Here is a 15,401-nt window from a genome sequence, read left to right as displayed (position 1 = left end):
TCTATTTTAAAAAGTTGATTTGCCAGGGAGTAACGAAGTTTTACTGTGACCTAACTGTCATCAGGATGTAATGATCCGTTGGGTATAGTAGAGCTGATTAGATGAGTAAGACGGTATTAATAAAAGAGAGATATCAACCTTACTCGTTTTTGGAAAAAATGAGAGGTAAAATATGGCTAATAGAAACCGCAGACAATGGTTCTATCATCAGTCGCAAACGACAAGTGAAAAAGGGAAATCACAGTAATAGCTTGAGTGCAGTAGCATCAATTTATTGATTTTTTTAATGTTTTTTAAAGCATGCCAGAAGCACAAGATTTACGAAGAGTGTTTCTGGCAAATACCCCCTTCCTAGTGTGATTATTTATTTGCTATTTTAAATTCCCTTGAACTTATAACCATTCGCCTATTATTCAAATAGCAATCGTTTGCTATTGAGTTTGTTCGTTGTGTTTTCATCAATACACCAAGTTTAATTTTTGTAGATAGAGCTAGTGTCGATAATATATAGAAGTGTATTCATCCGGAGTGTAAGATATCTTATATTCGTATAAAAAAGTTAGATAACTATTTAAATATATGGCCACCAACAGTTATTTGTTCAGGTATTTCGCGAATGGGCCTACCACCAAGATAGATATCGCCTTTTACGACCAAAAACTTTGGAAGTTCAGTAATTGCCGAATTTGCAAGATATAAGTCACCACCGACATACAGGTAAGGGGGCAGTTGTGTGATTTTGGTCCCCATGATACTAAGATCTCCCCTGACCTGCAGACCCGTATTCAGATAAGTGACTTGTGAGTGGGCAAGGTTTATATAGCCAAAGACAACTAATTGTCGCGGGAGCTGTTTGACTGCGCTATATGCCAGATTTAGGTTTCCTTCCACTTTCAGCTTTCGTGGCAAACGTTCTATTTTACTGTATTCAAGATTAAGGTTGCCCTTGACTGTCATTGGATTAGGCAGCGTCAAGTTTCGTGCATATCGCAATGACACATTACCGTATGTATCAGTGTAGTTAAGTAGCTTAAGTTCAGATACGTACTGGTTGGCATAAGAATTTATCGAAAAGAGAATAGTGAATAGCATAGTGGCAATGGTTATCCCCCTGAATCGGCAAGGAGAAAAAATTAACGTCTGTTTTCGAGCGTTAGCCATTTAGAGCCGCCTTATATTCATTATCTGCAAATTATGCCTAGCTCCAGCTGATAGTCAATTGTGATGCTTGATTCAGATCTTAATTATTCGAAACAATACCTTAACTTATCAAGTCCTCACCTTATCAATGCAGTACGAAAGTTGAAGTTCAGACCGTTCATAGCCCAAAAGGGCGGTTGTTAAGTCTCTGTTCAGTTATAAAACATTGTTTTTTATTTTAAGGCTACGTTCAGTTAAGCGGTGTAGATTAGTCATCAACAAAACGAAGGCCATCGAAATAGACGATGTTCGCTCTTCATATAAAGACATTTAGGAGTATCACCGATGAAAAAATTAGCCGTTATTTCAACCATCACTTTGGCAACTGTTATGGCATTGCCTGCTTTTGCTGCGGACACGGATTGGTTTGTTGGTGCTGGTGCCGGTTATCAAGAAGATAATGTCAAAGGTGAGTTTGGCCAGAACGGTGAAGATATGACTTACCAGCTACGTGGCGGTGCCATAATCAATGATCACCATCGCGTGATGGGCACCTATAGCTATATGGATAAGTCATCACAGAATATGTTCTTGGCATCTTACGACTATTTGGTACCAGTCGCTCAGCAGGTTAACTTATTCGCCGGTGTGTCTGCGGGTGTAGCAGATAACAAAATTGCGGGTGAAAGTTCATCAGATTTTGTATGGGGCGGCCAGGTCGGTGCGATGTATGAAATCAATGATAACTGGTCGACGGATCTAACCTACCGCTACCTTGACCAGGATTATAACGAAAACAGCACGAAAATTGATGACTCCCAACAAGTAGTACTCTCTGTTGACTACAAGTTCTAACTCATCTCCCGAATGATTTGAATACATGAAAGAGGGGCTCAAAAAGCCCCTCTGTATACCCTCATCTATGCACCCTCCGAGTTTGCTACTGTTCATTTAAGTTCTACTTGTTCTTGTGACGGCAGAAATTAAAAACGTAATTACGCATAATTGCTCATTTTATGTCCGCTCGAATCCAGATCACAAAAAAAAACGGCTCTGGGGTTGTTAATGTGATCTATATCTCTATATACTCCGCTTCCGGCCAGAACCATCGAGTTCAGCCACCTTAGTTACAAGCTGTCACCATGGATATGTGAACGACCCACGGAGTTGGACCGGCGTTATTTTAGCTTGTTATCAAGGTGACTTGTATGTTGTACATGTGGGCGGACAAACACGCATTTTCTGAACAACCTTGTTCAGAACCCTCCTATTTTGCTTTTTCCCCGAAAGCAGTGGTTCCCCTATTGCAACAGGCAGTAACACCTTCATATTTCGGCATCCCATTTATTAGAAACAACAGGACGAAATAATGCAGTTGTTAATTAGTTTGGCCGGTATTTTAGTACTGGTAGTTTGCGCTTGGGCGTTATCTGAAAACCGCAAAGCGATCAATTGGCGTACCGTCGGTGGAGCGCTATTCCTACAGGCAAGTTTTGCCGCTTTGGTATTGTATATACCGGTAGGGCAAATGATGCTGGGGGCGATGAGTAGTGGCGTCGCCAATGTATTGGGTTTTGCCGATGAGGGGATCAAATTCTTGTTTGGTGACCTCGCTACTTCCGGTTTCATTTTTGCTGTTCGCGTTCTTCCCCTCGTTATTTTCATTAGTGCTCTGATTTCTCTTCTTTATCATATAGGTGCAATGCAGTGGGTCATTAAGGTGATTGGTGGCGGTATTCAGAAAGCTCTGGGTACCAGCCGTGCAGAATCACTGGTTGCAACGGGTAATATCTTTCTTTCTCAGGGTGAATCGCCTTTATTGGTCAAACCATTCCTTCCTAAAATGACCCGCTCTGAGTTGTTTGCTGTGATGACCGGAGGTATGGCGTCAGTCGCCGGTAGTGTCTTGGGGGGGTATGCTGGATTGGGTGTCGACCTGAAATACCTTATTGCAGCTAGCTTCATGGCCGCACCGGGTAGCCTGCTGATGGCTAAGATTCTGGTTCCAGAGCAAGGCAAAGCTGTTGAACAAACTGAGATCGAAATGGCTAAAAGCGATCACAGTAATGCGATTGATGCTCTGGCGGCCGGTGCGATGAACGGCATGAAGGTGGCTGTTGCTATCGGTACGATGCTGATTGCGTTTGTTAGTGTTATCGCAATGGCGAATGCTGGCCTTGAGATGGTTGGTGAGTGGTTTGGTATGCAGAGCCTGACCATGCAGGGTATTTTAGGTTACTTGTTCTCGCCACTTGCTTTCATCATTGGCGTACCTGCCAGTGAAATGCTTCAAGCCGGCGCATTCATTGGCCAGAAGATGATCTTGAACGAATTTGTTGCCTTCCTTGATTTTGTAAGTGTCAAAGAAACACTGTCTACTCAAAGCCAGGTGATTATTACGTTTGCTCTATGCGGCTTTGCCAACATCGGCTCTATCGCTATTCAGATTGGCTCTATCGGTGTCATGGCTCCTGAGCGCCGTGGTGATGTAGCAAGTCTAGGTTTTAAGGCGGTACTTGCGGCGACTTTGGCTAACCTGATGAGTGCAGCTCTGGCTGGTATATTCGTTAGCTTGTAAGTTAGTTTTATAAAAAAACCGCCACATTCAGTTGGCGGTTTTTTTATATCTGAAATATATAATACAATGTTTTATTGTGTTAGAGTTTGCTGCAGTTAGTAGATGCAGGTTAGATACAATGCGATATTTTGGAATAGTTCTCGTGGGATGCCTATGGGGAGTCTCTGCTCATACCAATGCGGAGACATTTCTGAATGACTTAACTCTGCTGCAACAGAAGCCGGAGTATACACAGTCCGCAGGGCTGGAGGTAACAAACGAACGGCAATATATTGGCAAGGATAATACGGAGAGTGTCATTAATATTAAGCCTAAGCGTAGCTCTGCTACAGAATTGCCAGCGTCTTTAAATCAGGGATTCACGCCTAGCCATGAAGCGATGCGTGAAGTTGAAGAAAAGCGCGAAGCTGATGATCGATTGTTGATGGCAATCTTTAGTTTGTTCTGAGTTTGGATAGACTGAGGAAGTCGACACCAAGCCAGTGAATGAGGCTTGGTGTTTGTATGTAGTGCGATAATATTTAAATGGCACTCAAAGCAGGAATCGTTAAAGGCTATTTATCGAACTGCTTAATCAGAACAGATGTATCAGCTCGGCTGAACCCACGCCCTTGCAGCTCTGAATATATCCCGTCAACCTGCTTGGCTAGCGGTAGCTCTACCCCTAGTTTTTCTGCGGCCTCAAAGCAAATGCCGAGATCTTTACGCATCCAGTCAATCGCAAAACCAAAGTCGAATTTATCTTCGGACATCGTGACGGCGCGATTTTCCAGTTGCCACGAACCTGCAGCACCATGCTTTAACACATCAGTCATTTTCTCTATATCGAGACCGGCTGACTTGGCAAGTGTGATTGCTTCCGACAGTCCTTGCAGGACACCGGCAATACAGATTTGGTTCGCCATTTTAGTGATCTGACCGTAACCCACATCCCCCATCAATGTTGTCGCCTTGGCAAAGCAGTCGATAATAGGCTTAGCTGTATCAAATACCTTTTCCTTACCACCCACCATAACTGTCAGGCAGCCGTTAACGGCACCAGCCTCACCACCAGATACCGGAGCATCAAGGAAGGCTGTACTTACTTCTGTGGCAGCAAGTGCAATTTCACGGGCAACCTCAGCCGAGGCTGTGGTGTTATCGATAAGGATTGCTCCCGGCTTGACGGCCGCAAGGATACCATCGGCAGCTTTGTATACCTGGCGAACGTCTTCATCATTTCCCACGCAGGTAAAAACGAAATCAGCATCTTGGGCGGCTTTCGCAGGGGTTAATGCGATCTCTCCCTGGTATTGCTTTGCCCACTTTTCAGCGGTGGCGGTCGTACGGTTATAGACAGTGACGTGATGGCCGGCATTGGCTAGATGACCTGCCATTGGGAAGCCCATTGTTCCGAGTCCGATAAATGCGATTTTCTTGGTTTTCATGAATTAGCTTCCCTGTATAGTGGTATGTGGATGAAATATAACGATCATATTCTTAACATTCAATGGGAAATTGTTCATGCAGTCATAAATGAAAACTGTGATCTGGTGCAAATAATCTCTTGTGAATTTTCAGCCATCATCCTATGATGCTGTTGGTTCTTATTAGTGATGTTGAGTATATGCTGGCAACTATTATTCGAGCAGTGATGTTGGTGTTCTGTCTGGGGGCTGCATCAATGGCTCATGCAGAAAGCTATCAAGCTGCCAATAACTTGGCATTGCCAGATAGTGTTACTCAGCATATGGTTGAATCATCCAAGTTCGATATACTGGTTGCTAAGATCCATTCGGAGACTGACAGCAATCAGGCTACGATGGATAAAGGCGCGCTAGTCTGGAACTTTCCCCTGCAAGCGGTCTCCAAGGAATCCATTCCTAAGCAGGCCAATCCACTGCCTCAAAAACAGCATTCCACTGAAAGTCGGGACTATGACCCAGCACTAGCCAACTCTTCTCGAATGGCAAATTTATTGCGCCATGATCCTGAAGAGGTTCAGCCGTTATATCAGCTGGCAATAGAGCTGCCGATCGAGCCAATACCTTCCCTGGTGAAAGGTTATTGTGTCAATTTCAGCGATAGTCTTAATTGGATGCTGAATACGAATCCGCCTTCTTGCCGAATATCGGGTTGGAAGGAGAGTAATCTCACCTATATTTCCTACCACCACCGTTTTCTCCGCACCTGATTAATATCAATCAGTATAAGTGTTTGATTATTATTATGTAATTATCTGGGCGCTTACTTACCTCGATTGGTATACATCATGTTTTGTTGCTGGTTATAGCAATTAAACAGACTGCTTCGGACTTCCTGACCCAGCGCTTAGAACTATCGGCTATTGCCGTCTAACGTTCTAGCTATCTGGTTCCGACTGAGTATATCTCTAGCACATTGCTGCGGCTTTGAGCCTGCGATGTTTGCTGTTCTCTACTCAGGAAATTATTCCACCACACCAGAGATTACTGGTGGAGAATATGGTGCACTAACAATGAGAAAACCCAATAAACAGCGACTGCTTAATCACTATCCGACATGGAAGTACGTCGTGCTGGTCGTTACCGTCTTAGTTATGATGCTAAGTGCTATTCCAACCTGGTATGGCGAGAATGCGGCGGTGCAAATTGCAGCAAAGAGTACACAAGTTCCATCTATTTTAGTTCTGCAGCAACAACTGGAAAATCGCGGCATCGATGTAAAGCGAATTGATCAGCAAGAAAATAAAACAGTCGTTGTGCTGCAAAAAGAGAGTCAACAGACAGCGGCAAGAACCGTACTGGCTGAAGTGATCAATGATCAAGCCAATAGCAAATCGCAGCTGACATTGGCACTAGAGCCAGCTGCACCGCAGTGGTTGCAGAGTATGGGGTTTTCCCCGATTAAGCTTGGGCTGGATCTGCGCGGAGGCGTCCAGTTCTTACTGGATGTTGATATTGATCAGGTGTTTAAGGCACAAGGTGAGCAACTTAGCGACGAGCTTCGCCAACAGATCCGTCAGGAAGGGATCCGTGGTGCACGTGTTGAAGCTTCTGGTGTCGATGGGCTGATTGTGCATCTGCCTGACACAGAGGCTAATCGAGCGGTACGAAAATTTATTCGTCAAAGCTATCCGCAATGGCAGCTAACGAACGGTAGCGGAGCCGGACTGAAACTGGCATTAAAAGACGATGAGAAAACAGCGCTACGGAACCTGACCGTTCAGCAGAATCTGCAAACAATGCGCAGCAGAATAGAAGAGCTAGGTATTACTGAGGCCTTGGTTCAGCGTCAGGGGGAGAACCGTATTCGTATTGAATTGCCGGGGGTACAGGATCCGGCTGCGGCTAAAAATGTGATTGGTGCGACAGCCAGCCTGGCCTTTTACTCGGTGAAAGAGCCGGGAACCGGCAGCACGATGGAAATGAAAGACAAAGATGGTCATCCGGTGCGGGTGTCTCGCAAGCCTATTTTAGGTGGTGATCATATTGTTGATGCCCGTGCCAGCTTTGGCGAAATGGGCATGTCTGAAGTGAATATCACCTTAGATCATGCTGGCGGGAAAATTATGTCTGACTTCTCACGCCACAATATTGGCAAAGCGATGGCAACGGCGTTCAGTGAATACAGTCGCGACAGTGAGGGGAATGCCAAGCAGACCAGTAGTATTATCAGTGTGGCCACGATCCAAAGTCAGCTGGGAAATCGGTTTAGGATCACGGGGGCGGGTGCCATGCAGGATGCCCAGGAACTGGCACTATTGCTTCGTGCTGGCTCCTTGACGGCACCGGTGACGATTGTCGAAGAGCGTACGATTGGTCCGACATTGGGGGCTGAAAATATCGAAAATGGTTTTGCTGCACTCGCTTTGGGACTAGGAATGACTTTGCTGTTTATGGCTGCTTGGTATCGCCGTCTTGGCTGGGTAGCGAATGTCGCACTTGTTGCGAATATGGTGATGTTGTTTGGTCTGATGGCACTGATCCCGGGGGCTGTGCTGACATTACCCGGGATAGCGGGTTTGGTGCTGACTGTCGGTATGGCTGTCGATACCAATGTGCTTATTTTTGAACGGATCAAAGACAAACTTAAGGAAGGACGTAGTTTTGCTCAAGCCATTGATCGTGGTTTCAGCAGTGCGTTTAGCACGATTTTTGATGCCAACTTTACCACTATGATCACTGCTGTGGTTCTGTATGCCATTGGGAATGGTCCAATTCAGGGGTTTGCTCTGACGTTGGGGCTGGGTTTGTTGACGAGTATGTTTACCGGTATTTTTGCTTCTCGCGCCATCATTAATTTGGTGTGGGGACGAGATGCTAGCCGTGAAGTGAGGGTTTAAGACGATGAATTTTACTATGAAGAATGCAACTAAGTGGCGACACTTCACTAGTGCTGTTTCAATTTTGCTAATGGTTATTTCGATTTTCATGGTTGCAACCCGAGGGTTGAACTGGGGCTTGGATTTCACCGGTGGCGTGGTTAGCGAGATACAGCTTGATTCAAAGATAACAAGCAGTGAAATCGAACCGTTGTTAAATTCTGGCCTCAATCAGGAAGTGAGTGTCGTGTCTGCCGGTGAACAGGGACGCTGGGTATTACGCTATGCCGTCCCTGAAAATGCAGAGCAAGCTCCGTCAATAAAGCAGCTTCTCGCTCCTCTGGCAACGGAAATCAGTGTGCTGAATACTAGTATCGTTGGCCCGCAGGTGGGCCAGGAGTTGGCTGAGCAGGGAGGTTTGGCGTTACTGGTGGCGGTATTGTGTATCTTAGGGTATCTCAGTTATCGCTTTGAATGGCGATTGGCGTCGGGGTCGCTGTTTGCGCTTGCTCATGATGTGATTTTTGTTCTTGGTTTTTTTGCTGCGACACAGATGGAGTTCAATTTAACGGTGCTTGCTGCCGTCATGGCAATCTTGGGTTATTCGCTCAATGACTCGATCATTATTGCCGATCGGATCCGGGAGTTATTGATCGCCAAACCGAATAAGCCAATACAGGATATTAACAACGAAGCGATTGCCGCGACATTCTCGCGGACTCTCGTGACTTCCGGCACCACATTGATGACGGTTGGCGCATTGTGGTTGTTAGGAGGAGGGCCTTTGGAAGGCTTTGCGATTGCATTGTTCATCGGAATTATTACCGGTACCTGGTCATCCATTTCAGTGGGGACATCCTTGCCGGAATTCTTTGGCTTGCGGGCTGAACATTATATGCCAAAGCCAATAACAGATGAGCCATAAAGAACGTAATAATCCTTTAGGTTGTTACCGATAATACAAGGCCGCATTACGCGGCCTTGTATGTATTACTAGGCGGTAAGGTATTTTAAAGTAGAGACATTTTGCAATTTTTTGTGATTTTTTCACTTTTATGCTGCAAAAAGTGAATAACTTGTCGATAATAATTTTAATATTTGTTTTCAAAGTGAGGTTTTGGTCACAAATGCACCTGGGGCAGTGATAAAGGTCGATATCAACAGGCGTTAGTATTGCATCTATCAATTGCGAGTGTGAAGAGTACAACTTTATACACTGATAAATGACAAGGGCGACATTATGTATGATACAGAAATGAAGCTAAACCATCAGATTGTTCAATTTGTAGAAACGCAATTACATGAGTTGCTACCACCTCACTCCGAAGAGGTGTTAGCGGGAAAGAATAACGAGCAAAATATGCATGCGGTCATGCTGTCGATATTGGTTCAGTATCTTTCGGGGCTAAAAGCGATTAACTGCCTATTGAGCAAAGGGTTTGTATCCCAGACTCGGGGTATCTTTCAGACTTTGGGCGACGACTATGAAGATATCATTTTTCTCAGCCTACCCAGCCAAGATGGCCAGGTTACACCGTTGCATCAAGAATACCTGAAAAGTGCCGCTGGCGATGAGTGTCATGGCTGTTACAGTCCGGTTTCCCGTTGTGAAATTCGCAATATGATCAAACAGGCTAAGAATATCAATCATAACGTGTTTCAGCTTTACCCGAAGAAGCAGGCGTTGCAGGTGCTACGTCCACACGGCGGCAAACCTTGTTCGGTTGACGTAGCTATCGATCTCCATCGCCATTTTGCCTACAAAGCGATTTTATTAGCGGTGCTCACAGCCAAAGTTGCTGATAACGTAGAAATTATGCGCGCATGCCTGAACTACCGTGCTCATTTGGAAATGATTGACCCTCGTGCTGTTGAATTTACCCCTGCGGCCTACCCGCACCACCACCGTGAAATTGGTGTTACACCTCGATATGCTGCAGCAAGGTAAAGAAAAGCAACGTCTACCCAAGGCTTGATCAATTGTGTTAACTTCATAGCATGCGTTGAAAAGAAAATTTGGGTCGGTCATGGGAAAGAAAGAGTTAGATACGAAGATTATTACGGCTGGGCGTTCAAAGAAGTGGACTCAGCATTTGGTTAATCCACCTGTCAGTCGAGCTTCGACGATTGTGTTTGATACCGTTGAAGAGATGAAGCAAGCAACGGCAAATCGAGCCAATAAAGAACTGTTTTACGGCCGCCGCGGAACCAATACACATTTTGCTTTCCAGGATGCGATGGTTGAGTTGGAAGGTGGGGTGGGTTGTGCATTATACCCATGCGGGACAGCAGCTATATCGAATGCAATTCTGTCGTTTGTCAAAGCTGGTGATCACATCCTGATGGTCGATGGTGTGTATGAGCCTACACGTGATTTTTGCGACAAGATGTTGGATAAAATGGGCGTTGAAACGACCTATTATGATCCCATGATAGGTGAGGGGATCCGAGATTTGATCCGCCCTAACACCACTGTACTTTTCCTTGAGTCTCCATGCTCAATTACCATGGAGGTGCAGGATGTGCCGAGCTTGGCTCGAATTGCCCACGAGTATGATTTGGTCGTTATGCTGGATAATACCTGGGCATCGCCAGTCAACTTTCAACCCTTTGATCACGGTGTTGATATTTCGATTCAGGCAGCAACAAAATATATTGTAGGTCATTCTGACGTTATGCTCGGCACAGCAACTGCCAATGAGCGCTGCTGGGATCAATTGCGTGAAAATAGCTACCTAATGGGGCAGTGCACCTCGCCTGATGATGTCTACCTTGCTATGCGTGGATTAAGAACATTAGGTGTTCGCCTAAAGCAGCATGAGCAAAATAGCTTGAAAATTGCCAAGTGGCTCGCTGCACGTGAGGAAGTGGATCATGTTCGTCATCCAGCCTTAGAAAGTTGCGAAGGGCATGAATTTTATAAGCGTGACTTTAAAGGCTGCAACGGACTTTTTTCATTGGTATTGAATCGCGGAAATACTGAAGCTCTGACGGCATTGCTGGATGGAATGGAGCATTTCAGTATGGGGTATTCGTGGGGGGGCTTTGAAAGCTTGATCTTGGCCAACGAGAATATCAACTCAATACGTTCTGCCAAGAAAAAAGACTTTGCTGGACCAATGCTACGTCTACATATCGGCCTGGAAGACAGCGAAGATTTAATCCGCGATCTGGAAAAAGGATTCGAGCGTTTTAACGCTGTACTGAACAACTCGCTTTGATGTATGACCCGATACGAACAGGCCGCAATAGCGGCCTGTTTTCGTTATGGGTGAAACTTTTATTTTTGGCCGATTTCGTATTTCAGTTGTTCCAAAAAACCTTTCATATAAACAGTACGCTTGTGCGCTTCTGCTCTTCCAGCTTTCGTGTTCATCGACTTTTCTAATTTAAAGAGCTTGTTATAGAAGTGGTCAACACAGAAATCTTTATCGTTATATTCACGTGCTTGGCAAAATGGGTCATCGTCAGAATAAAGGCGAGCGTTGAATGAAGTACTGACCTGAATGCAGCGGGCTATGCCAACAGCACCGAGAGCATCGATGCGGTCGGCATCTTGGACGATGGCGGCTTCTATTGTTTTGACCTGTACATTTGCGCTGTAGCTGTGGGCTTCAATCGCATGTGTTATCTCATCGAAATAGATGGCCGGATAGTTAATGTCACGTAAGACGCGGAGCGCCTCAATAGCGGCAAGTTTGGAGCTGTTCTGGCGTTCGGGGTGGTTTTTGGGCAATGAAACACAGTCGTGCAGCCATGCAGCAGGAATGATAACAGCTAGCTGTGCCTGTTCGGCAATCGCAAAGGATTTTGCGGCTGTCACAACACGTTCGATATGACTGAGATCATGTGCTGGATCGGTAGTCATTAGTTGCTGAATGTAACTTTTTAGTTGCTGTTCGAGTTTCCCAAGGTGCTGTTCAGTCACAGTAATTGCCTTAAATGATTCCATATGAGTTCAAGTCTTTGTCTAGACTAATATTACACATAAGCACAATAGTAATTAAGCGATCTGTATGAAACCTTTGGTAGAGATTGCTTTCGCATTGGGTTGAACGAAGGAGCCAGAATGACAATGACTTATAGACTGACGGTAATCGCGATATTGACAGTTGGCGTAGTGGGTTGCAGTAGCTCAGATTATGAAAATTATCAGTTGTTTCCTGATGAGTATGTTAATGATGTTGAGTATGACAGTATTTATCATTATGGCTATAACCAAGGCTGTGAGAGTGCATTAAATGTGAAAGGTCAGCCTGATATGGACTATCTCAAAGATATCACTCTAGATAACAGCGAGACTCGGTTCAATGAAGGATGGGATGATGGCAATACTGCATGTAAAGACGGGAGCCGTAAGTTAATGCCTTCCTTGATTATTACAGGAGGCGCGACACAGAGCGCATATTGATTTTCAGTATCGGAAACTGATTGAAAAGAAAAAAACAGACCCGAGGGTCTGTTTTTATACTGCTAAATATTGCTACCGGCAATGAAGAAATAAACCTAGCCTGATTTTATTCTTAATCATTGTTGATGCCGATATTATATTTCGCAACTGATGCTTACGCAGCAGTAGGTCTTGTCAGTGAATGTACTTGACCTTCATGGAATGCTACAGGTACAACAGCATGAACCTCTGGAAGCAGTAGGAATGCATCATCATTTGCATCATTATTCATTTCAACAACGATTTGCAGATGCTGATCCAGTGCCTTATAAAGGTTGGGTGTACGTAGCTTGTTACCTTGATTGTCAAACTGACTGTAGTGACCTTCACTGGAATATACCCAGATATTGAAAGGATCATCTCCCCTTTCAAGTTGCTCGATAAAATCGGCGATATGTCTCATAAAAGTCCTTTTTGTCAATATCAATATCTATGTATTGATACGTCTATTATGGGAGGAAGACAGGATTTTTCAATTTGAATTCAGTAGCTTTGTTCAAGTAATGTGATCCTTGTGGCGTTTTATTTGAGATTTATAAAATGTAGTTATTCCATTTCATGTCTATAGTGAGAATCGGCGAATAAAATACTGCCTTAATATACCAAATACCAATAACGCTGAATTGTTATTAATTATTAACGACCATCATTTAAATATATTCATAGTTAAGAAAGTTGAGTATTTTATATTAACCTAAGTTAGTATTAAATTTGATGCTTATAGATGTATGTAGGTGTAAATATGCAATTAATCTAGATTGAATTATATGCGGATTTTAATTCTTAAGGTGGGGAGATAGAGAATAAATTATAGAAGGTGAGAATAACATCGGTATCAGTACTGAATATAATCTCACAGTCTATTCAGTATCTCTTTATGTTTTCCTCGGTTTTAAAATAATAATGGGTTGTGGCTGCGGTGTCATATCCATCGTCCTGTATAGTTCCATATGCTGGTTCCTAAGCTGATGAGCAGCAGGATCTTCTGGCGGGCGAGAGGCTGAAGTACAACCAATTAGATACAGCGTAAAGATTGTCGTGATCAGTGATTTACACATTGCTAAGGCTCATTGATACAGCGCTATCGACAAGGAAATCGTCAGGTTAGCCAGAAGTGGCTTGGGAGGATTTAGGTGAAAATAGTGCCAGTTGCACTCTAAGTGTAATTGATTGGATCAAACACCGATAAGAGCTAAATTTCGCATCAACTACAGTTGTCAGAATTGTTCATGCTATGGTCATAATTCAGGTATCATAATTGCCTGATTCATAATGAGTTGAAAAGATGTCAGAGACACCGGTAAAAGTTATTCAGAAAGCTACGTGGATTGGTTCTATTGCCAACGTGTTTTTGGCCGTTTTAAAAATTACGGTAGGCAAGCTAACGGGTAGTCAGGCGCTGGTGGCTGATGGTGTCCATAGCTTTTCAGATCTGGTGACAGATACAGCCATCCTGATTGGATCAAGGTATTGGACAGCGCCTGCAGATAAAGGACATCCCTATGGCCATGGCCGCTTTGAGACTTTAACCAATATTTTCATCGGTGTGTTGCTCGCATTTGTCGGACTCGGGATAGGGTGGGATTCGATTAACTCACTGGGTCATGAGTCGACAGCCAAGCCGGGATTGCTGGCGTTTGTTGCGGCAGTCGCTTCTATCCTGGTTAAAGAAGTACTGTATCGCTGGACGGTCATACAGGCGAAAAAAATCAATAGTCGAGCACTGCATGCTAATGCTTGGCACCATCGCTCTGATGCGCTGAGTTCTTTGCCGGTTGCGGTGGCAGTTATAGCGAATTTATTTTTTCCTGATCTCCATTACTTGGACCAGGTCGCAGCATTGCTGGTGACGGCGATGATTTTGAAAGCGGCGTTTGAAATACTATGGCCGGCCTTGCTGGAGCTGACTGAAGCGGAAGCAGATACCGAGATAGAAGACAAGATCCAGAACTACGCCGAGTCTGATCCGGATATCCGTGAAGTTCATGCTATTCGCAGTCGTCGTACAGGCAGTGCTATCTTATTGGATTTCCATTTGCTGGTAGAGCCAACGATGAGTGTCGACCAAGCCCACACGATAAGCGAGAATTTCAAGTCGCATATTCTCATGCAGATTGACGAGGTTGTAGATGTGATTATCCACATCGAACCTTTTACCTGTGCTGAGCGAGTAATCAATCCCTGCTGTGAAGACAAAAAATGTGATTGAGCAATTTGCAAACACCTGCAACTTGCAGGTGTTTTTTTATCATCAATAGTTTTTTAATATTAAGTAGCAGTATTTTTTTATTGCTGTCTCAAATATGAGATGGTGTCTTAACGGCGAACTTCACTAGGCTTTTAACTTAGTCACTTGTCAATGTCTCTCCTGATATGTACCGGGTGAGGCGTTTGTTTCGATGAGGGGTAGGTTATGCCATTAGTTAGAATCAAGTCATTACCGTTTGAACAGGATGTACGTATTCCACAGGTTATCAGTGCCCTGTCTCAGGCGATATCTGATGCAGCCAACATAGAGCAGCACCATATTATGGTCACATGGGAGTATCTTGTTCATTCACACTACGCCCATCATGGCAATATTGCCGATATCCAACCTGTTGACACCCACCCGTTACTGATCGATCTAATTGCACCCAATTTTAATACCGAGAAGCAGATAGCTTCGATGCTCGAGTTGATTGCCCATACGGTTGCTGAGCAGGTGCCTATCGACAAAAACAATATCTTTATCAATTTTACCCCGGCTTATAGCGACGGCGTATATGACGAAGGGCATATCGTTGAATGGGATATGTAGTGTTTTACGGCGAAAAGTGAACATATATTAGTCTTTAAGCCAGATCGGGTACACAGAATGAAAAAAATTCAGCCATGATATGGTTGGCTTTTTGCCGTTGTGATGTGAGTAATTATGTATTTAGCTTTCTGCTTTTTATCATAAGTGATGG

The 15,401-nt window shown here is 44.3% G+C and carries 15 protein-coding genes; 11 read left to right on the top strand and 4 right to left on the bottom strand.

Annotation, left to right across the window (positions count from 1 at the left end; all coding sequences use genetic code 11):
* Positions 1 to 567 precede the first annotated feature (567 nt).
* Positions 568 to 1,161: a hypothetical protein gene (locus EDI28_RS10360; RefSeq protein ID WP_233353341.1), complete on the bottom strand. Its 594-nt coding sequence runs from the start codon at positions 1,159 to 1,161 to the stop codon at positions 568 to 570.
* Positions 1,162 to 1,485: 324 nt separating this feature from the next.
* On the opposite strand from EDI28_RS10360, the gene EDI28_RS10355 reads away from it, so the two are divergent.
* From EDI28_RS10355 to EDI28_RS10345, 3 genes are all read left to right on the top strand, one after another.
* On the top strand, positions 1,486 to 1,995 hold the full coding sequence (locus EDI28_RS10355; RefSeq protein ID WP_128783781.1) for a porin family protein: 510 nt from the start codon (positions 1,486 to 1,488) through the stop codon (positions 1,993 to 1,995).
* Between the two features lie 514 nt (positions 1,996 to 2,509).
* Positions 2,510 to 3,718 carry a NupC/NupG family nucleoside CNT transporter gene (locus EDI28_RS10350; RefSeq protein WP_128783780.1) on the top strand — a complete coding sequence of 403 codons (1,209 nt, stop codon included), beginning with the start codon at positions 2,510 to 2,512 and terminating at the stop codon, positions 3,716 to 3,718.
* A gap of 118 nt (positions 3,719 to 3,836) precedes the next feature.
* Positions 3,837 to 4,166 carry a hypothetical protein gene (locus EDI28_RS10345; protein WP_128783779.1) on the top strand — a complete coding sequence of 110 codons (330 nt, stop codon included), beginning with the start codon at positions 3,837 to 3,839 and terminating at the stop codon, positions 4,164 to 4,166.
* A 106-nt stretch (positions 4,167 to 4,272) separates the two neighbouring features.
* Here EDI28_RS10345 and EDI28_RS10340 read toward each other — a convergent pair whose 3' ends face one another.
* Positions 4,273 to 5,145 carry an NAD(P)-dependent oxidoreductase gene (locus EDI28_RS10340; protein ID WP_128783778.1) on the bottom strand — a complete coding sequence of 291 codons (873 nt, stop codon included), beginning with the start codon at positions 5,143 to 5,145 and terminating at the stop codon, positions 4,273 to 4,275.
* A gap of 143 nt (positions 5,146 to 5,288) precedes the next feature.
* Between EDI28_RS10340 and EDI28_RS10335 the strand changes: the two genes are divergently transcribed.
* From EDI28_RS10335 to EDI28_RS10315, 5 genes are all read left to right on the top strand, one after another.
* Complete coding sequence (locus EDI28_RS10335) at positions 5,289 to 5,891, top strand: hypothetical protein (protein WP_233353340.1); 603 nt, start codon at positions 5,289 to 5,291, stop codon at positions 5,889 to 5,891.
* Positions 5,892 to 6,194: 303 nt separating this feature from the next.
* Complete coding sequence (gene secD, locus EDI28_RS10330) at positions 6,195 to 8,021, top strand: protein translocase subunit SecD (RefSeq protein WP_128783777.1); 1,827 nt, start codon at positions 6,195 to 6,197, stop codon at positions 8,019 to 8,021.
* A 4-nt stretch (positions 8,022 to 8,025) separates the two neighbouring features.
* Positions 8,026 to 8,925: a protein translocase subunit SecF gene (secF, locus tag EDI28_RS10325; protein WP_128783776.1), complete on the top strand. Its 900-nt coding sequence runs from the start codon at positions 8,026 to 8,028 to the stop codon at positions 8,923 to 8,925.
* A gap of 315 nt (positions 8,926 to 9,240) precedes the next feature.
* Complete coding sequence (locus EDI28_RS10320; RefSeq protein WP_128783775.1) at positions 9,241 to 9,948, top strand: hypothetical protein; 708 nt, start codon at positions 9,241 to 9,243, stop codon at positions 9,946 to 9,948.
* Positions 9,949 to 10,027: 79 nt separating this feature from the next.
* On the top strand, positions 10,028 to 11,221 hold the full coding sequence (locus tag EDI28_RS10315) for a cystathionine beta-lyase (protein ID WP_128783774.1): 1,194 nt from the start codon (positions 10,028 to 10,030) through the stop codon (positions 11,219 to 11,221).
* Positions 11,222 to 11,280: 59 nt separating this feature from the next.
* Here the strand turns inward: EDI28_RS10315 and EDI28_RS10310 are convergent, their stop codons facing one another.
* Complete coding sequence (locus tag EDI28_RS10310) at positions 11,281 to 11,868, bottom strand: HD domain-containing protein (RefSeq protein WP_233353355.1); 588 nt, start codon at positions 11,866 to 11,868, stop codon at positions 11,281 to 11,283.
* A gap of 201 nt (positions 11,869 to 12,069) precedes the next feature.
* Between EDI28_RS10310 and EDI28_RS10305 the strand changes: the two genes are divergently transcribed.
* Positions 12,070 to 12,411 carry a hypothetical protein gene (locus EDI28_RS10305; protein ID WP_233353339.1) on the top strand — a complete coding sequence of 114 codons (342 nt, stop codon included), beginning with the start codon at positions 12,070 to 12,072 and terminating at the stop codon, positions 12,409 to 12,411.
* 154 nt (positions 12,412 to 12,565) lie between these two features.
* On the opposite strand, the gene EDI28_RS10300 is transcribed toward EDI28_RS10305, so the two are convergent.
* On the bottom strand, positions 12,566 to 12,853 hold the full coding sequence (locus EDI28_RS10300; RefSeq protein WP_128783772.1) for a hypothetical protein: 288 nt from the start codon (positions 12,851 to 12,853) through the stop codon (positions 12,566 to 12,568).
* An 882-nt stretch (positions 12,854 to 13,735) separates the two neighbouring features.
* On the opposite strand from EDI28_RS10300, the gene EDI28_RS10295 reads away from it, so the two are divergent.
* Positions 13,736 to 14,659, top strand: coding sequence for a cation diffusion facilitator family transporter (locus tag EDI28_RS10295; RefSeq protein ID WP_128783771.1), 924 nt, complete (start codon positions 13,736 to 13,738; stop codon positions 14,657 to 14,659).
* Between the two features lie 204 nt (positions 14,660 to 14,863).
* Complete coding sequence (locus EDI28_RS10290) at positions 14,864 to 15,250, top strand: hypothetical protein (protein ID WP_128783770.1); 387 nt, start codon at positions 14,864 to 14,866, stop codon at positions 15,248 to 15,250.
* Positions 15,251 to 15,401: the final 151 nt, after the last annotated feature.

This window comes from Photobacterium chitinilyticum, from assembly GCF_004104355.1.
Classification (GTDB): domain Bacteria; phylum Pseudomonadota; class Gammaproteobacteria; order Enterobacterales; family Vibrionaceae; genus Photobacterium; species Photobacterium chitinilyticum.
The sequence above is the reverse complement of the archived record's forward strand: the minus strand, read 5'-3'. Positions and strand labels throughout refer to the sequence as shown.